The organism is Clostridium kluyveri (assembly GCF_001902295.1).
Lineage (GTDB): Bacteria > Bacillota > Clostridia > Clostridiales > Clostridiaceae > Clostridium_B > Clostridium_B kluyveri_B.
Window position 1 is genome coordinate 2,099,862 of sequence record NZ_CP018335.1, and the last position, 22,329, is coordinate 2,122,190.

Annotated in this window: 25 protein-coding genes; 5 read left to right on the plus strand and 20 right to left on the minus strand. The window is 33.8% G+C overall.

Annotated features, from left to right (window positions below; translation table 11 throughout):
- Positions 1–8: 8 nt before the first annotated feature.
- Positions 9–152, minus strand: a complete 144-nt coding sequence (locus BS101_RS10140; RefSeq protein WP_073538718.1) for an AgrD family cyclic lactone autoinducer peptide — start codon at positions 150–152, stop codon at positions 9–11.
- Between the two features lie 154 nt (positions 153–306).
- Here BS101_RS10140 and BS101_RS10145 point away from each other — a divergent pair, with 154 nt between their 5' ends.
- The gene (locus tag BS101_RS10145) at positions 307–486 is read left to right on the plus strand and encodes an ATP-binding protein (protein WP_083585817.1); all 180 of its coding nucleotides are present in this window, start codon (positions 307–309) and stop codon (positions 484–486) included.
- 1 nt (position 487) lies between these two features.
- Here the strand turns inward: BS101_RS10145 and BS101_RS10150 are convergent, their stop codons facing one another.
- The 12 genes from BS101_RS10150 to BS101_RS10205 form a co-directional block, all read right to left on the minus strand.
- A complete protein-coding gene (locus BS101_RS10150) occupies positions 488–1,051 on the minus strand; it encodes a Uma2 family endonuclease (RefSeq protein WP_073541246.1) in 564 nt (187 codons plus the stop codon).
- A 49-nt stretch (positions 1,052–1,100) separates the two neighbouring features.
- Entirely contained in the window at positions 1,101–3,236 is a 2,136-nt protein-coding gene (locus BS101_RS10155) for a PEP/pyruvate-binding domain-containing protein (protein WP_242951449.1), read from the minus strand.
- A gap of 220 nt (positions 3,237–3,456) precedes the next feature.
- Entirely contained in the window at positions 3,457–4,845 is a 1,389-nt protein-coding gene (locus BS101_RS10160) for an RNA-guided endonuclease TnpB family protein (RefSeq protein WP_073538719.1), read from the minus strand.
- A 744-nt stretch (positions 4,846–5,589) separates the two neighbouring features.
- Positions 5,590–5,889, minus strand: coding sequence for a PEP/pyruvate-binding domain-containing protein (locus tag BS101_RS10165; RefSeq protein ID WP_073538720.1), 300 nt, complete (start codon positions 5,887–5,889; stop codon positions 5,590–5,592).
- Positions 5,890–5,932: 43 nt separating this feature from the next.
- Positions 5,933–6,541 carry a TetR/AcrR family transcriptional regulator gene (locus tag BS101_RS10170; RefSeq protein WP_242951450.1) on the minus strand — a complete coding sequence of 203 codons (609 nt, stop codon included), beginning with the start codon at positions 6,539–6,541 and terminating at the stop codon, positions 5,933–5,935.
- Between the two features lie 107 nt (positions 6,542–6,648).
- On the minus strand, positions 6,649–6,987 hold the full coding sequence (locus BS101_RS10175; RefSeq protein ID WP_073538721.1) for an arsenate reductase family protein: 339 nt from the start codon (positions 6,985–6,987) through the stop codon (positions 6,649–6,651).
- Between the two features lie 12 nt (positions 6,988–6,999).
- A complete protein-coding gene (locus BS101_RS10180; RefSeq protein WP_073538722.1) occupies positions 7,000–8,322 on the minus strand; it encodes an ABC transporter permease in 1,323 nt (440 codons plus the stop codon).
- Between the two features lie 13 nt (positions 8,323–8,335).
- On the minus strand, positions 8,336–9,655 hold the full coding sequence (locus BS101_RS10185) for an ABC transporter permease (protein WP_073538723.1): 1,320 nt from the start codon (positions 9,653–9,655) through the stop codon (positions 8,336–8,338).
- Positions 9,645–10,325: an ABC transporter ATP-binding protein gene (locus BS101_RS10190; protein WP_073538724.1), complete on the minus strand. Its 681-nt coding sequence runs from the start codon at positions 10,323–10,325 to the stop codon at positions 9,645–9,647. The genes BS101_RS10185 and BS101_RS10190 overlap by 11 nt, the downstream gene beginning before the upstream one ends.
- Before the next feature lie 865 nt (positions 10,326–11,190).
- Complete coding sequence (locus BS101_RS10195) at positions 11,191–13,437, minus strand: ABC transporter permease (protein ID WP_073538725.1); 2,247 nt, start codon at positions 13,435–13,437, stop codon at positions 11,191–11,193.
- Complete coding sequence (locus BS101_RS10200; RefSeq protein ID WP_073538726.1) at positions 13,437–14,135, minus strand: ABC transporter ATP-binding protein; 699 nt, start codon at positions 14,133–14,135, stop codon at positions 13,437–13,439. Before BS101_RS10200 ends, BS101_RS10195 begins: the two co-directional genes overlap by 1 nt.
- A gap of 15 nt (positions 14,136–14,150) precedes the next feature.
- Positions 14,151–14,831, minus strand: coding sequence for a TetR/AcrR family transcriptional regulator (locus BS101_RS10205; protein WP_073538727.1), 681 nt, complete (start codon positions 14,829–14,831; stop codon positions 14,151–14,153).
- A gap of 348 nt (positions 14,832–15,179) precedes the next feature.
- On the opposite strand from BS101_RS10205, the gene BS101_RS10210 reads away from it, so the two are divergent.
- Positions 15,180–15,578, plus strand: coding sequence for a hypothetical protein (locus BS101_RS10210; protein ID WP_073538728.1), 399 nt, complete (start codon positions 15,180–15,182; stop codon positions 15,576–15,578).
- 45 nt (positions 15,579–15,623) lie between these two features.
- Here BS101_RS10210 and BS101_RS10215 read toward each other — a convergent pair whose 3' ends face one another.
- From BS101_RS10215 to hisH, 6 genes are all read right to left on the minus strand, one after another.
- A complete protein-coding gene (locus tag BS101_RS10215; protein WP_073538729.1) occupies positions 15,624–16,211 on the minus strand; it encodes an ATP-dependent Clp protease proteolytic subunit in 588 nt (195 codons plus the stop codon).
- Between the two features lie 19 nt (positions 16,212–16,230).
- Positions 16,231–16,623, minus strand: a complete 393-nt coding sequence (locus tag BS101_RS10220; RefSeq protein ID WP_073538730.1) for a helix-turn-helix transcriptional regulator — start codon at positions 16,621–16,623, stop codon at positions 16,231–16,233.
- A gap of 177 nt (positions 16,624–16,800) precedes the next feature.
- Complete coding sequence (locus BS101_RS10225) at positions 16,801–17,022, minus strand: hypothetical protein (RefSeq protein WP_073538731.1); 222 nt, start codon at positions 17,020–17,022, stop codon at positions 16,801–16,803.
- 81 nt (positions 17,023–17,103) lie between these two features.
- On the minus strand, positions 17,104–17,370 hold the full coding sequence (locus BS101_RS10230; RefSeq protein WP_073538732.1) for an IS4/Tn5 family transposase DNA-binding protein: 267 nt from the start codon (positions 17,368–17,370) through the stop codon (positions 17,104–17,106).
- 195 nt (positions 17,371–17,565) lie between these two features.
- Positions 17,566–18,327 carry an imidazole glycerol phosphate synthase subunit HisF gene (gene hisF, locus BS101_RS10235; protein WP_073538733.1) on the minus strand — a complete coding sequence of 254 codons (762 nt, stop codon included), beginning with the start codon at positions 18,325–18,327 and terminating at the stop codon, positions 17,566–17,568.
- A gap of 195 nt (positions 18,328–18,522) precedes the next feature.
- Positions 18,523–19,143, minus strand: coding sequence for an imidazole glycerol phosphate synthase subunit HisH (hisH, locus tag BS101_RS10240; protein ID WP_073538734.1), 621 nt, complete (start codon positions 19,141–19,143; stop codon positions 18,523–18,525).
- Between the two features lie 424 nt (positions 19,144–19,567).
- Between hisH and BS101_RS10245 the strand changes: the two genes are divergently transcribed.
- Positions 19,568–19,993 carry a B12-binding domain-containing radical SAM protein gene (locus BS101_RS10245; protein WP_073538735.1) on the plus strand — a complete coding sequence of 142 codons (426 nt, stop codon included), beginning with the start codon at positions 19,568–19,570 and terminating at the stop codon, positions 19,991–19,993.
- A gap of 103 nt (positions 19,994–20,096) precedes the next feature.
- On the opposite strand, the gene BS101_RS10250 is transcribed toward BS101_RS10245, so the two are convergent.
- Positions 20,097–20,990, minus strand: a complete 894-nt coding sequence (locus BS101_RS10250; RefSeq protein WP_073538736.1) for an IS982 family transposase — start codon at positions 20,988–20,990, stop codon at positions 20,097–20,099.
- A 19-nt stretch (positions 20,991–21,009) separates the two neighbouring features.
- Here BS101_RS10250 and BS101_RS10255 point away from each other — a divergent pair, with 19 nt between their 5' ends.
- Together BS101_RS10255 and BS101_RS10260 are read left to right on the plus strand one after the other, a co-directional pair.
- Positions 21,010–21,714 carry a B12-binding domain-containing radical SAM protein gene (locus BS101_RS10255; RefSeq protein ID WP_073538737.1) on the plus strand — a complete coding sequence of 235 codons (705 nt, stop codon included), beginning with the start codon at positions 21,010–21,012 and terminating at the stop codon, positions 21,712–21,714.
- A gap of 1 nt (position 21,715) precedes the next feature.
- Positions 21,716–22,327, plus strand: coding sequence for a hypothetical protein (locus tag BS101_RS10260; protein WP_198039586.1), 612 nt, complete (start codon positions 21,716–21,718; stop codon positions 22,325–22,327).
- The last annotated feature ends 2 nt before the right edge of the window (positions 22,328–22,329 follow it).

Here is a 22,329-nt window from a genome sequence, read left to right on the forward strand (position 1 = left end):
CCTATAGATTATTTCAAAAGTTCATCAGGACATTTTGGTTGGTGAAGGCCCATCGTACATGTTGGATGTAAAATTATTGGTGATAAAAGCAAAGACAAAACACCTAACATTTTCATACTCTTCTTTAAGAGCCCATTTTTAAAAAATTTCATTTTTCATATCCTCCTTTTAGAATAAAAAGCTTTATTTTATAAATTCTACAATATTTTAAATTTTCCTTCTATTTTTTACAAAAAAATAAAACTTAACAAAATTAAGTTTTATTTTCCGCACAAATTGAATTAAGTTTATAATAAATTTGAAAGAATCCATTCACAAAATGAATTTGAAGGTTCAGGCGTAGGCCTTGCCATAGTACAGAGAATATTAAAAAGACATGGAGGTAAAGCATGGATAACTGCCGAAGAGAACAAAGGTGCTGTATTTTCTTTCAGCTTACCTCACAATGTTACTGAAACAAATATGAAATATGAAGTAATCTCATAAATTATTTAAACAATTCTTCTACATCTACAGTAAATCCAGTAAAAATACTGGACATTATACTGCCACTATTTTTAACAACATCAAGTTGATCATATAATCCATCATCATTAAGGCTATATATCTGCACCGTATTAATTATAGGATTTACAATCCAATATTCTTTAACACCATATTTCATATATAAGTTTAGTTTTACCACCAAGTCATTTGATTGATTGGAAGGTGATACTATTTCCATTATAAGAGTGGGTATACCAACATATTTATTGTCTTCTATACCAGTTTTATTACAAATAACAGAAATATCAGGTATTACCACCTTATCTTCTTCAATATCTTCCCTATGCAGCTGTATATCATAAGGTGCTGAAAATACTTCACAGTCTCTTCCTTCTAAAAAATTGAATAATTTAACATATAATCTACCTGATATTCTTTGATGTTTTGTAGATGGTGAAGGAGACATATATACAACTCCATCGATATATTCTAATATATCATCAGTTTCTTCCTTCATTTTATAAAATTCATCAATAGTAATGAATTTTTTCTCTGGTAAATTCATAAATTCAACTCCTAATACCAACAATTCATTTAATGACTTAAAATTGTAATTACATTTTACCATATGAATCTTCTGACACACAATCATTTCCACTGACAATCTGCACAATTCCATGTCCACCATCAACTATGACTCTATCTCCCGTATTAAGTCTTGCAGTGGCATTACCACATCCAACTACCGCTGGAATGCCAAGTTCTCTGGCAACTATGGCAGCATGAGATAATGGTGCACCAATATCTGTAATTATAGCTGCGGCCCGGGGAAAAAGAGGCGTCCAACCTACATTAGTAGTAGCTGCTACTAAAATCTCACCTTTTTTAAGATTTTCTCCATCTTCAGGATTTATAATAACTCTCACAATTCCTTCTAATTTCCCTGCTGCTCCTGCAAATCCCTTTAGTGTCTCAGAATCAGATTGGCCAGCTGCAGCTGCATTAGAGTCATAATAGTCACTTCTTCTATTTGGGTTTTGTAACCAATCAAAAGCATTGAAAGCCCCACGGATAATGGATGGCAGGGGAGGCAATTTTTTATACTTATTATAATTATCTTTTCTTGCAGCAATATGTCCTACTGCTGAATCATCTCCTAAAAGCAGATTTAAAACTTCATCAATGTATAAAAAAAATATATTATCTTCTATGCCTGTAAGTTCTCCTGCCTTGATGGCAAAAGCACGATTCACCCTAAATGCCCTTGTCCACTCTGAACGCACTGATTCCCTGAGACGTGCTGCTTTATTTGCCTTTATTATTTTTTTCTCAATGCTTCGTACCTTCCGAGGAAAGCGCTTTTTCAATTCCTCTAAAGCATTTTCATATTCTGTCTTCTGCCTATCCAGCAGACTTTCTACATTTGTATTTGATTTTTTAAATTCTTCTATTTGGTTATTAAGCCATGTTTCATTCTCCAGAGAATCCGGTATGGATAGTTCAAATTCATGGGGTCCTCTATGACCGTACTGCATTTTGTATTCATCCCTGCTCATTTGTCCCCTTATAATCTTTGATATTCCTACAATGGGGCCAAGACTTTCAAGAGATGAATTTCCCCTGAAATTTGACATTAGTATATTAGTATCCTCAATTCCCACCAGGTTTACAAGTTCATTTTTCAGTTTATTGGCAAGTACCATTTTACGGCCGCCTGCAAGCGCAATCCATAAAGCTTTAAAATTATAAGGCAAAAGTTCTTTTTTCCATAAGTTATAAAGCTCTTCTCTGCTTTTTATTTGGCCAATCCTTTTTCTCATATTTATACACCATGTAGGTGAATCTTTTAAATGGTCTGGTATTTTACTGGAACTTTCAATAATTTTCTTTAAACGATGTCCCACTGTGGGAATCATCTGTTTTATCAAACCTAACTTGGAAAATGGATAAACAGGTACCTCTACTCCCTCTGGCATTTGTCCAAATACTTCACTCATTATTCCTATAAGGGATTTTATACTCTTACCAAAAGCAGGATATATGGACAATGCATAACTTATATTTGTGTATGCCCTTCCATATACATTACCAGAAAACAGATAATATCCGGGGATTGGAGTTTGTTCTTCATCTAAATCTCTTATAATAGACCAGCTCAGCGGGGTAAAAACATCTGACATTGCCTCTCCCACATTGTTATTGGTCCAAATATAATCTCCTTCAAGAGAATCATTCCATTCATAGGTATCTGGATTACCTGTCCTCAAAGTTGTAATAGGTCTTGCTTGAAGTATATATAACTTTTCATCCTCTACAGCCCACTCAATATCCTGGGGAGCATTGTATTTTATATGAAGGCTGGATGAATACTTATATAATTTTGAGGCATACTTTTTTAAGTCTGCAGGTCCCTCATACTTTCCTTTAGGTCTGTTAAGTGTAAAAGTATGTGCATTTGACTCTCCTGATACAAGTTTTTCTCCTAATCCATATACAAAATTCCCTACCATATTCACATGACTTCCTGTAATTGGATCAGCGGTAAAAAGCACCCCGGAAATTTCAGATTGTACCATGAGTTGAACCACTACAGCAATCTGATGGGAGCTGTCTATACCCTGGATAGAACTATATACTTTTACCCTTTCTGTTTGTGTGGATTTAAAAACTATATCTATGGCATTTTTGATCTCCTCATATGTTTTTACATTGAGAACTGTTTCGAACTCTGGTTCTAAAAATATATACAAATGTACTCATTTTTAGACAATTCGCACTTATTTTATCTAAAGATAATTTTAAGCCCTGAATGTACCAGTTCATTTATATATCTTTTAAAATATACAAATTTATCCTACAACCGTATTTTAAGATTTTATAAAAATAAGTATTCAACCCTCATTTCTGATAAAACATATGCTTCTTATTATTAAGAGTTACATATATTTGTGATTAAATATTTATTTTTTATTAACTAATTTTATTTTCTAAAATCTCTTTAACTTTCTTATAATTAGTATAAAGCGTTATTTTCTTATCATATTTTCTATTTAATATATTCTTACTTGCATTTATATCTGAGTGTAATTTACCACATTTAGGACAAGTAAATACATCTAAAGTTCTTTTACCAAAGCTTCCACAAACATTACATACCTTGCTTGTGTAAGCTGGATTAATATAGGTATAGCTAATATTATTGTATTCGCATTTATATTCAAGCCTTTCTCTTACATATCCTTTAATCCATCTTGATAATTTTCTCTTAACTGATTTAGGATATCTACCACTCCAATTAACAAAGTCTAATTGTTCCATTACTATCTCAGTAGGCCTTTCCTTTTTTATTAATTGGTTTAAAGAATGGTTTATATAAGATTTAACTGTCTGTTCATATTTTTGCTTATTATGAATATATTTCACTTTTCCTAAATTATTTTCTTTTATGGTGGCAGCCTTTTTAACATCTTCTTGTTCCAAATATTGATTGTATAAAGTCCAAAATCTATTTCTTTGGGAATTTACCCTATTCAATCTTTCGGTTTCTTCATTTAAGAAATTATTCAGCTTATCTCCATAAAAATTGCCGCTTGATACTACAAATAAATATCTGTATCCTTTGTCTAAACCTATAATATTCTCTTGATTGTCATTCTTTTTAATTTGTACTTTTAAAGGCCTATGGATTTCCATCTTATTATTTACTATTTTGGTAATCAAAGTCTTACTATGTTTATTATTATCAGTCAATTTAATAGGTAATCTTTTTCCTTTTTTAGTACAAGTTATTCTTATATGTCCTTCTTTATAAGAATATAATCCCTCATCTATTGAAAATGTTCTACCTATTTTAGAATAAGGTATCTGTCCTTTATATCTTCTTGTATACCTTTTAATAAGGCCATGAAGATATTTATAATTCAAGTCTTTATTTTCAAATATTCTAGGAATATCAAAAGATTGATTGGTTAACACTTTCCAATAGTAATTGTCAAATTTCAAGACATAATTAATATAATGCTTATCTTCATTCGATAGATTATCATTTACTTTAACTTGTTCTCTAATCCTTCTTTTAGTGTTAGTCCATTGAGATTTAATATTGCTCATAGCTTCACTCAAAGCTAACTTCCAATATCTCGCAGGTAGTTTCCATTGACTATAAAAATTAGTCCTAACCCATTCATCTCTTACTTGTCTATCCTTACCTAACAATGGAATACTATTAATTCCACTGTATCTTGAATACACATAATTTTTTACATTTTTATATTGGTTTGCAATAAACAATACTTCATTTAAAGTTTGTACATCCAGTTCGTAAGAATATTGTTTTACAGTTTTCACAATAGCAGCCATTGATTCGCCTCATCTCTATTATGTATTTATACATAAGTATCCCCCATTTTGTCTACACATATTTATTATACTAATATAAATACATAAATATATTTAAAAATAATATTATTGGCTATCAGCAAAAACAATATAAAAATTAAAATAACTATGAAGTAAATAAAAAATTAAAGTTGATAAAGAACACCGTTCTGTTAATAATTATGTTTATAATTTAATGATTAAAGATTTAAAAAAATAGTTTTTAGCAAAACTCTTATAAAATTTTAAAATACGGTTGTAATTGCGAATTATTAATATGAGACATTTATACATGTTTTTAGAATGTTCACTTAGTGTCGCTAATACCAAGCAGTTCTCTTATGAACTTCCTATATTTTTATATAGGCACAGACTATATCACAATCCTCTAAACAAGGATTCTCCCCACTTCCCTATGCTTATAGGTACGAGATTTTCTCTAGTCGTTGAACTTTACCCTATTCGGGTCTTAGCTGCTGATTGCCCATTTCTAAGGCACTTAGGATTTAACCTTATGCCATCTACATTATTTTTTCTACTTTCGTAACATTCACGCTTGATTCTATTTCATATCTACGTTGTAGTTAATATAGCTTTAGGGTATTCCAGCAATTCAAGGAGTTTTGGACAATTTTACATCATCACTCTACACTCTTTACGAATGTAGGGAGCTTTTAATTCTAAAAATATACTTCTGTCTATATCTGAATATATTTAGGTATATTTTTAACAACTATAGGTTGCTCCTGCAAAAGAAGCTTTTTGAGAATCTTCACTTAAAGCAGAAGATCTAACTGCAAACAGTGACTTTCCACTTTTCTCTTTAATTGCATTTAAATAGTACTGTATTTTATTCCATGCTTCACTTTTAAGCTCTCCTTCTTGGAAAGCTGCAGGTAAAATTACAAATCCCTCCGGTACAGGATAGCCATCCTGAAACATCCTAGAAAGCATATACCCCTTACCTCCTGCAAATTTTTCAAGTTCTGGAGTAAGTTCTTTAAAACTTTTAACCATATCCAACATATCAAACACCTTCTTCCTTTATGGATTAACTATTTTAAAAATATTATTTATAAAAACAATTTTCAAGCATCTTTTTATATATATCCATTTCGGCAATGGCTTTTTCATAATTGATTTGTCTTGAAGGTGATAACCTGGCATCCTCCAGCACCCTGGCATTAAATCCCTGAAAAGTCCACATAACTACATTTATTGCTCTCTTTACATCTACATTTTCTCTAAATTTAGAAACATCAATGTTTTCAAATACTTTGGAAGAAGCACTATTCATAGCTTCTTTGTTCCTAACCTCCAAGTCATTTTTCACATCACTTGATTCTTCCACATTTGCAACCTCTATAAACTTAAGTATTTCTGGATATTTATTTAATAGTTCTAACTTAATCAGTTGAATTTGTCTCAATTTAACAAAAAAATCCTTTTCATCTAAATTAATTTTTTTATAAAATTCCTTCATACTAAGTTCTATACAGTAATCATATAAAAATAAAAATAACTGCTTTTTATTTTTGAAATAGTGAAATAACAGCCCTTTTGATATATCAGCATCTTGAACAATCTGGTTTGTAGACGCATTTTTATAGCCCTTTTGTGCAAATTCCTTTAGTGCTGCATTTAAAATACGCTGCTGTTTTTCCTCACTTAAGCTCAAAAATTTTGAAAAAATAATATCACCTTCTTCCAAATGAATTAAAATAAATTGACCACACCAGTCAATAATGAAATTATATCATTATTGACTGGTGTGGTCAATATCTGTTATTCCCAATTTTCCCATACTTCAGAATCATATCCAACAGTAGCCTGTTTGCCGTTGCGAACTATAGGAGTTTCATATAATCTAGGATTATTTAAGAGCATTTCTTCTCTTACACTGCTGCTTCTTATCTTGTCCATATTTAGTGTCTTGTATTCTTTCGCCTTCACATTGATTAAGTTATTTAAACCTACAGAAGCTTTAACACTTTCAAGTTCCCCCTTGCTGAGTCCTTTTTGGTTTAAATCTATAAATTGATACTTTATTTTTCTCTCTTTAAAATACCTTTCTGCCTTCTTGGTATCAAAGCATTTTTTAGTACCAAATATTTGAATGTTCATAGCTCCCTCCTATTATTCATTTCTCAGTGAATCCACAGGATTCAGTTTAGAAGCTCTCCTAGCTGGAACCATACCTGCAGCTACAGATACCAGTATAGTAAATAACAATGTAAATACGAAAACTGAAATATTTGCATCTATTATTTTCATGCCGGGCTGTATGCCCCCTATATTATACATTACCACAACTTTATTTATAACAATACCTAATACAAGAGCTGTTATACCTCCAAAAAGACCCCCTATAAATCCCAGGCTTCCAGCTTGAACTGTAAACATTCTGCTTATATTCTTTCTTGATGCACCCTCTGCCTTCATTATACCTATGGATTTGGTTTTTTCATATACTGCCATGGTCATGGTATTTATTACCCCTATGGATGCCACCAGAAGCACTATTATACCTGCGGCAGTTAAAAGTGCCTTTATTATAGTCATCATGGTTTTTAAGGTTTTAGTGCTTTCAACTTGTGAATTTGTAACATATCCCATTTTCTTAATACTGCTGTCCACACCTTCTACACCCTCTGCGGTATTTACCTCCACACTTATATTGTTATATCCCTTTTCCTCCATGTAATTTTCTTCCTCTGTATAATATTGTTGAATTTTTGCCGCTGTTTTACTGGAAGCTGTTATTACATTTTTTCCATTATCATAATTTTTATTTACCACCCCTGAAACTTTTGCATTTATTATAAGGGGATCTTTCTCAGGAAGTCCTGGAATAGACGGCAGATAAACTCTCATTTCTATATCTTTTCCAATAATGCTTTTATAGTCCTTTATACCAGCTTTATCCGCAAGTCCCTGACCTAAGAGTACAGAATCTTCATCTCCCTGTTTTATAATCTTCCCTGCAATAATGGGATTATATCCATATTTTTTGCTCTTCTTTTTATCTGACTTTATTTCATTTTGCTGTGAGTTTAAAAATATGGGAAGTTCCAGATTGCTTCCTTTAACATTTACCTCGGAAATTTCTTTTCCATTTATAAAAGCCCCCTGTATCTGGGTGTCAATAGATGCACTGACTTCCTCTACATTCTTCATACTCTTAAATTTATCAAGTACAGCATTGTCTATCTTTTTAAATTCACTTTTATTTTCCTGTGAATTTTTACTGCTGTTTTGTTCAGGTTTTACTTGAATTATTCTCATGGTATCCATCTGTTTTATTTGATCCAGGGCTATTTTTTGGATTCCCTGTCCAAAGCCTGCCATTAAAACCACCAGCATTGCCCCTATAGCTATGCCAAAGGATGTAAGTACAGTACGGATTTTTCTCCTGCCAAGATCTGAAAATGCCATTTTTAAACAATCTGAAAATTTCATGTAAATCTCCTCCTTATGAATTTAAAGCATCTACAGGATTCATCTTTGAAGCTTTTCTGGACGGATAAATCCCTGATATTATGGAAATGGCAATTGAAAAGGCCAAAGTAGCCAGTGGAAGCCAAAGAGGCATATTCAAATTAACAGATTGTGTTATATCCCTGCTTTTCATATACATGTTCAAGGCAAACTGAATTATGCCTAAATTTATACTGCTAAATACAATTCCCATTATACCCCCTATAAACCCTATTACTCCTGACTGGGTGATAAATATGTTGTGGATATTATTTCTATTTGCTCCTAATGACTTCATTATACCTATAAATCTAGTTCTCTCATATATAACCATAGTCATGGTATTTACAATACCCACACTGGCAACAAACAACACTATTAATCCAAGGAGGGCAAGTATTACTTTTATTACCTTAAACGAATTCTGTATTTTTTCTATCATATCCTGATAGCTGACGTATAAATACCCCATTTTTTTTATTGAATTTGTTATATCAGAAACATTTTTCGAATCCTTTGTATATACAATTACACTGTCATATCCCAAATTTTCTATGTAATCCTTCTGAAGCGAAGTATAACTGCTGATTTCTGAAGCAATATCCAGTGATGATATTATTTTTTCATCCTCATGGAACTTATCTCCTATTATCCCAACTATTTTTGCTTTAATCTGAAAAGGCTGCAGAGTAATATTGGAATTATTGGTTCTAGACTGTGTAATCAGTGCATCCTTTCCCAGAACTTCATTGTAATTTTTTATGCCCATGGAGTCCAGATATTTTTTGCTTACAAGTAATGCTTCCTTATCTGATTTTACTAAATTTCTCCCTGCAATTATAGGTTTTAAGCTGCTATCTTTATTTTTATCTCTAACAGATGCAATTTTTTCATCTGTAAAATAATTATCGTTATTGTAAAGTGCCGTTATTTTAGTTCCTTGATTATCTTCCTTATTTTCTATCTTTATATTTTCTGCAGATGTATTTACAAATGCCTGTACATTTTCTACATTCTTTATATCTTTAAACTTCTCAACGGTATCTCCACCAATCTTTTTGAACATATCATTCATGTCAATATCACCAGAGTCTGTTTCATACATATCATAATATTTAAAGTTCATTACCTGAATTTGCTTTAACTGTGAAACATCCACCTCTTTTAAAATTAAATTCTCACCTGAGGTTCCAATACTCACAAGAGTCACTATCAGCATAGTTCCAATGGCAACTGCCAGAGAAGTGAGAAAGGTTCTTCCTTTTCTGCTCCCAAGGCCATTTAAAGCCACTTTTAATATGTCTTTAAATTTCATCCTGTTCTACCTCCTGCACTTTACCATCTTTTATATTTATAATTCTCCTTGCCCTTTTTGCCTCTTCCATGTTATGGGTAACCATAATAACTGTATACCCTCTCTCATTCAAATCACTTAAAAGATTCATTATAAGTTGTCCATTTTTTGAATCCAAATTTCCTGTGGGCTCATCTGCAAAAATTATTCTAGGTTCATTTACAAGAGCTCTTGCTATACTCACCCTCTGACGCTGTCCTCCCGAAAGCTCTGTGGGCTTATTTTTTATCTTATCTTTAAGTCCCACCATTTCAAGGGCCTTTTCTGCCTTTACTTTCCTCTTTCTTTTATCAATACCAGAAAATATCAAAGGCATCATCACATTTTCAAGGGCAGTTTGTGTATTCTCAAGATTAAAGGATTGAAATACAAAGCCCACAGACTTATTTCTATACTTTGACATATCCTTATCCTTAAGCTTGCTTATATCCTTTCCGTCTATAAAAATACTTCCTGATGTAGGTGTATCAAGCCCTCCCACAAGATGCATCAAAGTAGATTTACCTGAACCTGAAGGTCCTACTATAGCTGCAAATTCGCCTTCTTTAATAGTTAAATTTACATTATCCAGTGCAATTACCTTTTCCTTACCCATATTATAAATCTTTGAGACATTTTTTATTTCTATCATATAATTTTCCTCCATTTTCAAGATAATACTATTCAGATATTCTTCTAGTGTATTATAACTATAGTACACTAGAAGAATATCTGTTGTCAATATAACTTTATAATGAGGATGTAATTAGCCAAATCCTCCAAGTTTTTCAAGATGGGGAATACACATCTTATTTTTCAGGGTATGATATTTTTTTCAATTTCCCATCTCTTAAAATATAGATTCTCTATTTCTTTTCTACTGAATTCAGTTAGAAATTGGTTACCAAATCAACTAAAAAATATCTCCAGCAATTAGAAAAAGATATTAACAAGGATCTAATAACTCATGGAAAAAATATTCACTTGATTTTTTGAGGCTATGTAGGGTTAAAGCTTCTGCTACATCTGACCGTCACAATTAAGTGACATCCTCTCACAAACAGGAAAAAGCCGCTTTGATACAATGGAAACCTCCTATCCCAAAGCCACCGCTGCCGTTAAGGGGAAAAAAGGACGCACTAATCACGCCCTCCGCACACTCTTTTTTCGATCAAGTGATTCTTAGGTTCAGGTGGAGTTTGCTTTAAGAACTGCTTATCTCCATCTGAACCTTATTAACAGTATTCTTAGTGTCTTTAGCACTTAGAATACGTATCCTTTAGGGGAAGAACTTATCCAGGCGCATAGCAGTGCTTATCTCCCACTTTGAAGAAGATGGGAGTATTAGCAATGGTAGCGTTCGGATAAAGAAAAGCAGCGGCTTTGATTTTCGTTATCAAAACCACCGCTTGGCTACCGCTGTTCTATTGAGAACTATAGACTATTAGTCGTCGTAACCGAGGTTTTTTTTTATTTTTCAATGGTAGAAGCTTTTTTGGTGTCGGGTAAAAACTTTTCTATTCCGTTCCCACCTTTAGCGCCTCACTCATAGAAACCGCATTGACTTTTTTCCTGCACAACAGCTTCGACAATTCATAGGAGACCATTACGACGACAAATCCTACTACAATGTAAAGAGGATCAATCATCAAGGGCATTGAAAAAGTAATGCTGTTTTCCAATGCTTTCATCAGCCCTCCCATTGCCGCAAAACTGAGCGGGATTCCAATGAGATACCCGAGTATCACGACAGTTGTTGAGCTATTCAGGATTAGAGAATTCACTTCCTTTTTCCGGTATCCGAAAATCTTCATCAGTGAAATCGTGTTCTTATTTTCTTCAATAATCATGGAAGTAACAACATAGATGATAAGCACTCCAATGAGAAACGCCACCGCTGAAACGAAAAAGATCAGCGACACCACGGGCGCCATGGATTCTCTTACCGCAGCAGCCTTCTCTTCCATGGACACTACGTTGTACGGCTGGTTTTCTGGAATATCCAGTAGCTTGTTACTGCCAAGCCCCGTGTAGCTTTCTTCCGGCATCCCGAATTTCTCATTATACTCGGCAAGCGGCATAAAGATAAACCTGTTATAGGAATCCGCGATACTGTCGATTTTCAACGAAAATTCCTGATAGTCCGCTTTGCGGACGATGGTAATCGTGTCTCCCGGCTTTGCCTTTAGCCGATCAGCAAGTGGCCTCGTTATAATAACCTGATTCATACTCAGTCTGTTGCCGGATTCATCCATAAGCGTATACATTGCGGAATCCGGCATAACACCAGTGACATAAAAATCTCTGTTATCATCACCCATTGGCAGAAATTTCGATGCAGAGAAAGGTTCGGAGCCCGCAGGCGGCCGCCCATTTTGCAGGTTATAGAAGACATACTCGTACTGGAAATTGTATGAGCCTTCCACATTACTTGTCAGGAGATAATCCATACCACTTTTCAGGAAAAAGCCATAGAGCAGAAGCAGTGTGGCCACTACGCAGCCGCCGAGCAGCAAGGCAAGCCGGGACAGACTGCGGAGTTGTTCCCGAATCTTGAATTTCAAAGTAAATTTAAGTTTTTCAAGATGAAACCTGCGCTCCAGAAAATTTACCTTACTCTTTTTCCTATTCCCCTTCATCAGCTCGGCGGGCGAATATTTCAGCTCTTTATGGATCACAAGGAAGCCGCTCAATCCAAGGAATAAAACGGGGAGGAGAAGGCTCGTGATGATCACAACCGGATTATAATTAATTCTGGTCAACGGTATGTCGAAGTAACCGAGCAGAAACAGCAAAAAGGCACGCACGGTAAACAACCCAATGATGGTTCCAATGACACCTCCGATTGCGGCGATAACAAGCGGGAATTTCAAATAATAGTGATAAAGTTCCTTCCTTTTATATCCTAACGCATACAATGCGCCTGCGATTACCGATTCGCGCTTGATCATCCGCCCAATGATGTTGCCAAGTAAAACAGCAGTCAACAATAGAACCGCGATAGGTACAACCTTGCTCATAAAATTTATGGAATCATTTTTCATTGTGGCAGAGTTGACCCGGCTATTTCCGCTGGTATCCGTCCATTGCCCGATGCCTATACCCCGGCTTTTCAGCATCTCTATGAATTTTGCCGACTGGGCACGCGGGCTTTCTTTCGGATGATTGAATTTCACCGCGTAGAAACTGCTTCCTTTGCCGAGCGCAGCAAAGTCCTCGCGGCTTACGACTGCAATACCAAAGTTCTGCGGCGAATATACGAGGTCCGTTTCTGATTTCAGCGGATAAATATAATTCGGCAGTGCCATAAAACCAGCAACCGTAAACTGCTTATCCATTATGGTCAGCACATCACCGATTTTATAATTTTGGGCGGCGGCAAAAGCCGGGTTGAGCAGGATTTCTCCGCTTCCGTTTAGTTCATTGCCTTCGATGATGACCGGAATATTGATTTTATCATTTTTAGTGAAAACGCGCAGCGTGATCCCTTCTAAAAGCACATAATCGATGCTTTTGCCTTCCTCAATGACCGCGTCTCCCGCCAGTTCAAGCTCGGGTAAACTATCTATGCTTTTGTCAGTTATAAAAGAAGCGTCTTCCTGCACATATCCTTTTTCAAATTCATTCGTTAGCCGTTTTAGGTTGCTACCTACTAAAACCATACCCGTAAACAGCACGCAACTTAAAAGAATCAGTAAAACGGAGCCGATATATTGCGCCTTGTTCTCGAAGAAAACACGTTTGATTCTCTTATTGATGACCATTACCATTCAATCCTTTCCGCTGGAACAATTTGCTCATTCGCCAATTCTTCCACGATTTCACCGCTCCTGAGTTTGAACACCTGGTTCGACATACCGGCAATGGCGACGTTGTGGGTGATCATCAAAATGGTGGTTCCATATTTCTTGTTCACCTCTTGCAGGAGTTTCAAAATGCTGCGAGACGTCTGAAAATCCAGCGCTCCGGTTGGTTCATCACAAAGCAGCAGCTTCGGATTTTTGACAATCGCCCTTGCAATGGATACCCGCTGCTGTTCACCACCGGAAAGCTCCCGGGGGAAGCGGTGCTTTTTATCCTGCATACCGACTGCTGCTAAAACTTCGTCAGTATCGAGAGGTGATTTACTTATATTGGATACCACTTCAATGTTCTCCCCAACTGTAAGATTGGGAATCAAATTATAAAACTGGAAGACGAAACCAACGTCCCGGCGCCGATAATCGGTTAACCCATCATCATTCAGATTGTTGATCTCAACACCGTCAACGAAAACCCGTCCACTGTCCCCGCGATCGATACCCCCGAGGATATTCATCAGTGTGGATTTTCCAGAACCGGAAGGCCCGAGGATGACGCCGATTTCTCCCTTATCGAGCTTCATCCCGATTCCTTTTAAGACTTCGGTCTTCACCACACCCGTCGTGTAGCTTTTCTTTATGTTTTCAACATCAATGAACATATCATCTTCCTCCTTTTATCGATATAAGATTTTGCAAAGAATCTGCAGATACTCGTCAAGCTCTCTTAGCATTTCCTCAGAATGCGCCTTGTAGGCGTCAACATCGTCGCCATACCGGAACAAGCTGTCGATGTAGCCATGCATCGTCCACATAATGATGTTTTGTGCCTTTTCACTGTCAATATCATCCTTGAACAGCATATTGTCATGATTGGATCTTTGGCGGACCAACTGCACCGCAATAAAGGGCGACGATTGCGGCAAATCTCCCGGAAGCCCTTCCGGAAAAACATCCTTTACTGCTGAGTCAGAGTAGGTTTTCACCAGAAACCCAAACATAAGCGGGTAACGAAAGAACATCTCTAGTTTCTGTTTTGACACAATCCTGATATTTTCAAGAAAGTCACTGCTTTCTAAAATAACCTTTCTATACTCCATAATAATAATGTCCAGTGAATACTTAATGAGAAACAGGAAAAGCCCCCTTTTAGAGCCAAAATAATGAAATATTAATCCCTTAGATATACCTGCCTTCTTGGCTATTTCATCTAAATTTGCCAGATGGTATCCTTTATTGAATTCCCTAAATGCTTCTGCGATAACCCGTTCACGTTTTTCTTCTTCCATAGTCATAATTTTATGGTCTTTGATTTTATATTCACATATAAATTCGGCATCGTCTTTCTTCCTCGCCATTAATATAACCTCCAACCTCATATTCTATTGACTTAAAAGTCAATATATCTATTTCAGTATAGCATCCGTTGACTCTGAAGTCAATAACGCATACAAAAGTTTGCATGCCATAGGGTTAGGGCATCATAGTGCTGTGAGAGCATGGACTCTATAACCTGCATTCGCCTTCACAAAACGGTAAGCAGGGCAACTGGTGGCCACAGTTGCCCATTTTCTGATTGAATATTATCTAATAATTATTCGTTCTACTCAAAAGTCAATAATTCTGATATAATATTTACAATAGATAATTATGATTATAATGCGTGTAGGTGTGGCAAATTTATATGTTGTGAGGAGTTTGAGTTGATGGATGATTCCACGAAGATAGATATGGAGGAAGCACTCCGAGCCATAGCTTCAATGATTGAGCGGAGTGAGAAAGCACAAGAAAAATTTGCACAAGGTACTTCCCAGTACACGTTGCAAAGGAACAGGATCAAAGCGCTTTATGTAGCCTCGTCATTAATAATAAATGAATTAGCAGAGAATGATGTAACAGATAAATTTACGAAAGAAGACTTGGAAAAAGCGCTTGCACCAATAGCTTCACTGATTAGCAAGAGTGAGAAAGCCCAGAAAAAATTAGACCAAGGCACCTGGCAGCATACGATGCTCAGGGATAATCTCAAAGCACTATATATAGCTTCACCATTGTTAACAAAGGCATCGAGCGAAATAAATGCCAGAAAAGAGCAGACAGAATAATATATCCGTGGTATAAGTATAATTCTCAGATAATTAATTGACGCTTTATTCAGATAAAATTTCGTCAATTAATCCATAATCTTTTGCTTGTTCAGCTGTCATATAACAATCTCTTTCCATATCTTCTTTAATTTTTTTTATGGGCTGACCCGTAAGATTAGCATATATCTCATTCAGCTTTTCTTTTGTCCTTTCAAGCCAATCACTATGAATCTTTATATCTGTGGCTTGCCCTTGAAGTCCTCCTGATATTGAAGGCTGATGAATGAGCACTTCACTATTTTGCAATGCAAAGCGTTTACCCTTAGTCCCTGATGCCAGCAGCAGTGAAGCGGCACTCCCCGACTGACCTATACTAATTGTAGAAACATCACATTTAATATAATTCATTGTATCCATAATGGCGAACCCATCTGTTACAGAACCACCGGGGCTATTAATATAAAAATGAATATCTTTATCACTGTCCTCAGATTCTAGAAAAAGCATTTGTGCTATAATTAAACTTGCTGATTCATTAGTTACCATGCCATTAAGCATTATAATCCTATCACTTAGTAGTCTTGAAAAAATATCATAAGAACGCTCTCCACGAGATGTGTGTTTAATTACCATTGGTACAAGATTACTCATATTAACCTCCTTATGCCATTTATGCAGCAATATTCGTAATTTTATTGAGATATGTTCTGATACTTATAACATTATTTGATTTATTACTTCCATACACCCTCCTGTACTTTCCTGGCGTCAAGCCATAAACTCTCCTAAAAGCTCTTGAAAATGATTCTTGAGAACCATACTGATATTTTAGAGCAATGTCCAAGATGGATTGATTTGTATGGATAAGTTCCTCTGAGGCTTTTTCCATGCGCCGCTTGTTTATATATCTGGCTGCAGATTGACCTACTATTTTATGGAATATCCTATGATAATAATACTTTGATAAATTGGCCTTTTGTGCAAGATCCTGAAGACTAATCTTATCATCTAGATTTTTTTCAATATACTTAAGCGAGTCATTCACCTTTGAGCGGTAATCCATATACATCCTCCTTTCAAGAAGATATATTAATTATATACTTAATTTAAAATTAGTTCTTGATAATTCTTGCTCAAATTACTCTCTCCTCGCATTTACCCAAAATAACTTTTTAAAGTATAATGATAACGTTCAATTTTCCAACGTTGTCTATACCATTTGATTTTTTCAACTGCTTATTCAAGGTTTTCTACAAGCAATTACATTTATATGTTTTGGAACATCTTTGAGGCTTGAATCTAAAGCGTCAAGCCACTTTTGACTTTCTTTATCTGATGTAGAGCGTTCACGTTTGGTAACCCGTTTTCCAAGTTCTTTTGGAACATGTGTCCATACATGTCTTAATAAAATGCCAAGAGGAATACCATCTACTGTTACTGCAAGAGTGGTATGATTTAACAACCCAAGATCATGTTCAGTGTTACCATATACACCTAATCCTTTAGTTGCAGGATGATCTTTATAATCTAATGTGGTAGTATCCTAGATTGCAAAGACAGTGTCATACTTTCTCATACGATCGATAGTTTGTTCTCTGTGGCTCATTAGGATTACCTCCGGTTTAACTCTATTGTTACTAAAGAATCTATATGTTGCCTGTGTTCCAGCATAGCTTTTACATGCCTGAGGTATTGAACTTTCAGGGTTTCCGTAGAAAGAGTTAGCTATTTTAGTTAACCTCTTATTTAGTCTATTATCCGCAAAAGGTGCATCATTAAATTCCTGTAGTACCCAATCATTAGTATGCATACAAACCTCCTAAATTATTTAGTCTTATATGCATATTAATATATTTATTTATGAATGTTCAAATGTATGTTTTGGCTCTGTATACGTTACTTACTAATTAATTCCCAAACTTATGTGCAATGTATAGCGTCTAACGTGGGGTTTTCTCATACAAAAAGATATAAGGATTAATGCCCTATATCTCTGAGCTTGTCATTATAACCTTACTGGTACATCTCTATCCTGAAGATATTTTTTTACATCTCTTATTTTTAATTCTCCATAATGAAACAATGAAGCTGCTAGAGTTGCATCTACACATGTATCCTTGAATACATTATAGAAATCCTCTAAGGATCCGCATCCTCCGGAGGCTATTACTGGAATATTTACTGATTCTACAACAGCTTTAGTCAATTCTATATCATAGCCTCTTTTAGTACCATCTGCATCCATACTTGTAAGAAGTATTTCTCCTGCTCCTAGACTTTCTACTTTTTTAACCCACTCTATCGCATCTATACCCGTATTTTTCCTTCCTCCTTCTATAAATACATCCCAACCCTGTCCTCCTGATCTTTTTTTTGCATCTATAGCAACTACCACACACTGTGAACCGAATTTATCTGCTGCCTCGTATATTAAATTTGGATTTCTTATGGCCGCCGAATTTACAGATATTTTATCTGCACCTGCTCTAAGTATACTCTTAAAATCATCTATATCCGATATTCCTCCTCCTACAGTGAGAGGAATAAATACTCTTTCTGCAGTTTTCTCCACTACATCAATTAATGTTTTTCTTTTTTCATAGGTAGCAGTAATATCTAAAAATACTATTTCATCTGCCCCCTGCCCGTTATAGTGCTCAGCTATTTCTATTGGATCTCCCACATTTTTCAAATTGATAAAATTTATTCCTTTTACAACCTTTCCTATATTTACATCTAAGCATGGAACTATTCTCTTAGTAAGCATATTAATTTCCCCCCATTTATATAGCTTCTTTTAAAAAAGAGTTTTTAAATATATGAGTTTCTCAATTATAAGTCTATACACACTTTCATTTTTAAGCTTTAGCGTTGTGCATAGTATATTCTTAGCTTCAACCTAATGAAAATTCATATATTTAAAATTTATTGATGAAAATATTAATATATCAAAATATATCTTTTATTTTGCACTTTGCTGTATTGTAAGTTCTACAAAATTTTTTAACATTTTAATTCCCACATCTCCACTTTTTTCAGGATGAAATTGAGTGCCATATACATTTTTCTCGTTGATAACAGCTGGTACCTCTACTCCATAGAAACTATAGGCATTTAAATTATTCTTAAATTTCAACTTAGCATAAAATGAATGCACAAAATACACATAACTATTTTGTTGTACACCTTTTAAAATTTGACACTCTTTTTCTATAGTTAAACTATTCCAGCCCATGTGAGGTATTTTTATATTTCCATGAAGTTTTGTTATATTACCATGTACAAGTCCCAATCCATTGCAATGTTCTATTTCTTCACCTGTGTCAAATAAAAGCTGCATTCCCAGACATATACCAATTAGAGGTATGCCTTTTGATACAATTTCTTTTAGTACCAAATCTAATTTTTTATTTTTTAAATTTCTCATAGTTTCCGGAAAAGCTCCTACTCCAGGCAATATAACTCCTTTGCTGCTTTCTATATCATATTTATCTGAAGTTATCTTTGATTCTGCACCTATATAACTTAATGCCTTTTGAACACTTTTTAAATTTCCCATTCCATAATCTATAATACAAATCAAAATTGTTACCCCCTTTCTGTAAATCTTTCCAAAAAGCTAGTCTATCTTCGTAAAAACACTTTCTTTATCAATTAATTATGTCATACAAATTAATGTGATTTTATGAAGAATACGGTAAAAACTAGTATGCTACTATTCTATCATTGCGACTTAACTATATACACTATATATAAATGATAGCATATTATTAATTATTTATGCAAATTTTGAATTTTTGTTATATTTGGTTCTGTAATATTATCAATTATTTATACGTTAGCGTCTCTTTACTTTTTCCATTTATTAAATAAGCATATTTTTAGTCTAAATTATATAAAATTTAATAAATATTTGCATTTTATATAGGAATTTTGAAATTTATGTAGAATATATTAATTTATGAAATTTATAATTATAAAATATTAATATGAAAGGTTTGGTTAATATGAAGATATCACTTATCAATCCACAAACTGAAGTAAACGGAATGAGAGAACTTTATGGGTATCATGAAAATTTAGGAATAGCACTTATCGCAGCTTATTTGAGAGCTAATGGACATGAAACTTCTATCTATGATCTACGTGTTGATAAACTAAATGAAAAAGAACTTGTAGATATATTAATAAATAATAATACTGATTTAATAGGATTAAGTATAAATTATGCCACTTTTCCTTCTGCATTGAAAATTGCTCAAATCCTGAAATTTCAGTCCAAACATTGTACGGTTGTATTAGGAGGAGAACATTCAACTTATTTAGATAAGGAAATTCTAGAACAGTATTCTATAATTGACTGTATTATTAGGGGAGAAGGTGAGGATACTTTTTTAAAATTAGTTAATACTAACCTGAGTTCGAAAAAATAAACTACAATTTTGTATAAATATAGATATAGAAAATGCAAAAAATAATTTAACTACAAATGAAGAAATTATTTAACATTTATTCACATTTAAAGCAATATTGTGATTAAGCTAAATGAAGATGTTTGTCCAATTTCAAGGAAGGTTTTTTAGGAAGAAAACTATATGCTGCTAGTCCAGAAACTATATTTACCATAAAGTTGGTAAGGCTTCTATGACGGCTATGCTCTATTTGACATACATTCTTCAAATGATCGTTTACGTTCTCTATAACAGCTCTTTTCCTAAGAATAATTTTGTCTTCCATACACATTAACTTGTTTTTCATATTCCTTTTTAGTTTTGTTATGAGCTGTACCCCCTTGGAATACAGTATATCTGATATTTTCTTGGACAAATAACCTTTGTCCCCAAATAATTTTCCGTAGAGTTCTTTTGAGAGTTGTTCTATAACCTCTATATTCCTGTCATCCACATTCCCGGGTGTCAGATAGAAAGAAAGAATTTCACCCTTGTCATTTATGACAAGATGAAGTTTGAAGCCATAAAACCATCCTGTTGAACTCTTTCCCCTTTCTGCAATTCCCTTGAAAACCTTGTGGGAATGGATTCTCCTGTTATGGCATACATCTAAAGTGGTGGAATCAATGAAAGAAATTCCTGTACACTTGCCAATTCTAAATTTTCTCATGTATAATAGTAGTGGAAGCAATGTTTCCTGCATTAGTTCTACAAACCTGTTATAGCTTACAAGCTCAGGGAAATAGGGTCTTAGAACAGTTGATACATACTTTATATAATAGGCTTTGAAATTTCTGTAGGCTGATAAGTGAAAGTATATGATTATTGTCATGACTTCACTAAGCGATAAGTTTCTACTTTTTATTATTGAAAAATGACTACAGTTGTTTTCCTCTATAAAATGGCTCCGGCAGTATTCTTCAAAAGCTATACAATAGTTATCAACATCGTAAAATACTTCAAATAATAAATTTTGCATAAAATCCCATCCTTTTGTTTTGTTTTTTCTCTGTATTTATATAATAAAACATTTTGATGGGATTTTTTATATCTATAAATACTTTTTTTATTTTCGAACTCAGGTTAATACTATTGAAAATAATGAAGATATTAGAAAAGTAAAAAATATTTCTTTTATTGATAAGAATGGGAAAAAATTTACTAGGACAAATGATGAATCAAGCATAACAATTTTAGATACCATTGCCTTTGCAGCAAGAGATGTTGCAATTTCTGCTATCAAAAAAAATATTCCCATAGAAATTGGAATTCTAGCTGAAAGAGGGTGTCCTTTTTCTTGTTCTTTTTGTAATGGAGATAGATTTTTCTCAAATGGTAAAGTAGGATTAATAAGAAGAAGATCCCCCTTGAATGTTGTAAATGAAATGATGTCATTAACTCCTTTATTTAAAAATAAAGAATTAATACTACATTTTTATGATGCAACATTTATTACACGTTCTGCCGATAGTAGAGCATGGATAGATGAATTTTGTTCTTTACTTGAAGAACGTAATTTGAAAATTCCTTTCGATGCTTTCATAAGATCTGATAGTTTTGATTTTGATAGAGACGAAGAACTTATTAATCGTCTTGTAAATAACGGATTAATTGGCACGTATGTTGGATTAGAGGCTGGCGATGATGATACTTTACAACTTTACAATAAAGGCATTAAATCAATCCCTATACACTATAGATAAATTGAAAAAATTTAAAATCGAAGGTTATACTAACGGAGTTATATGTTTTCACCAAGATGTAACCTTAAAAGAAGTAATGCATACTACAACATTTTTATATAAAATAGGTTTATGTAGTTTTTGGAATATAGTATCTAGAGCTGAAACTTTACCTGGTATTCCTTTAGAAAAACAAATGTCTGTACTACCAAGAAAAAATATATGGGACGTCGAAAATTATTATTTTAAAGATGAAAGAGTAACACTTTTATATAACATACTAGTAAAAATAAAATCTTCTTATTTTATTGCTCAATATGAAGATTATCTAAGCAGAAAATTAAGATATTCACTTAAACTTAAAGAGTTTTATCTTACAGATAAACTAATAAATTCTTTAAGTAAAGTTGTTGAAAAAGACATTTTAGAAATGCAAAAATCAACATATGAATTTATAGTAACTACGATTAATGGTATCGAAAACCACACTATAGTTAATTGTGAACAATATACTAAAGAAATTATTATATATGTGAGCCAAATAACTTCCAAGTTACATAATATTTATATTAAATATTCACATTTATTACACTCCAAAAGATATGTTAGCTCAGAAGTACAGGGGGTAATTTAAAA

Excerpts from the sequence above, each read along its gene's own strand:
- BS101_RS10140 (WP_073538718.1), bottom strand. The coding sequence starts at position 152 with ATGAAATTTTTTAAAAATGGGCTCTTAAAGAAGAGTATGAAAATGTTA.
- BS101_RS10150 (WP_073541246.1), bottom strand. The coding sequence starts at position 1,051 with ATGAATTTACCAGAGAAAAAATTCATTACTATTGATGAATTTTATAAA.
- BS101_RS10160 (WP_073538719.1), bottom strand. The coding sequence starts at position 4,845 with ATGGCTGCTATTGTGAAAACTGTAAAACAATATTCTTACGAACTGGAT.
- BS101_RS10165 (WP_073538720.1), bottom strand. The coding sequence starts at position 5,889 with ATGTTGGATATGGTTAAAAGTTTTAAAGAACTTACTCCAGAACTTGAA.
- BS101_RS10175 (WP_073538721.1), bottom strand. The coding sequence starts at position 6,987 with ATGAACATTCAAATATTTGGTACTAAAAAATGCTTTGATACCAAGAAG.
- BS101_RS10180 (WP_073538722.1), bottom strand. The coding sequence starts at position 8,322 with ATGAAATTTTCAGATTGTTTAAAAATGGCATTTTCAGATCTTGGCAGG.
- BS101_RS10185 (WP_073538723.1), bottom strand. The coding sequence starts at position 9,655 with ATGAAATTTAAAGACATATTAAAAGTGGCTTTAAATGGCCTTGGGAGC.
- BS101_RS10190 (WP_073538724.1), bottom strand. The coding sequence starts at position 10,325 with ATGATAGAAATAAAAAATGTCTCAAAGATTTATAATATGGGTAAGGAA.
- BS101_RS10195 (WP_073538725.1), bottom strand. The coding sequence starts at position 13,437 with ATGGTCATCAATAAGAGAATCAAACGTGTTTTCTTCGAGAACAAGGCG.
- BS101_RS10200 (WP_073538726.1), bottom strand. The coding sequence starts at position 14,135 with ATGTTCATTGATGTTGAAAACATAAAGAAAAGCTACACGACGGGTGTG.
- BS101_RS10205 (WP_073538727.1), bottom strand. The coding sequence starts at position 14,831 with ATGGCGAGGAAGAAAGACGATGCCGAATTTATATGTGAATATAAAATC.
- BS101_RS10210 (WP_073538728.1), top strand. The coding sequence starts at position 15,180 with ATGGATGATTCCACGAAGATAGATATGGAGGAAGCACTCCGAGCCATA.
- BS101_RS10215 (WP_073538729.1), bottom strand. The coding sequence starts at position 16,211 with ATGAGTAATCTTGTACCAATGGTAATTAAACACACATCTCGTGGAGAG.
- BS101_RS10220 (WP_073538730.1), bottom strand. The coding sequence starts at position 16,623 with ATGGATTACCGCTCAAAGGTGAATGACTCGCTTAAGTATATTGAAAAA.
- BS101_RS10230 (WP_073538732.1), bottom strand. The coding sequence starts at position 17,370 with ATGCATACTAATGATTGGGTACTACAGGAATTTAATGATGCACCTTTT.
- hisF (WP_073538733.1), bottom strand. The coding sequence starts at position 18,327 with ATGCTTACTAAGAGAATAGTTCCATGCTTAGATGTAAATATAGGAAAG.
- BS101_RS10245 (WP_073538735.1), top strand. The coding sequence starts at position 19,568 with ATGAAGATATCACTTATCAATCCACAAACTGAAGTAAACGGAATGAGA.
- BS101_RS10250 (WP_073538736.1), bottom strand. The coding sequence starts at position 20,990 with ATGCAAAATTTATTATTTGAAGTATTTTACGATGTTGATAACTATTGT.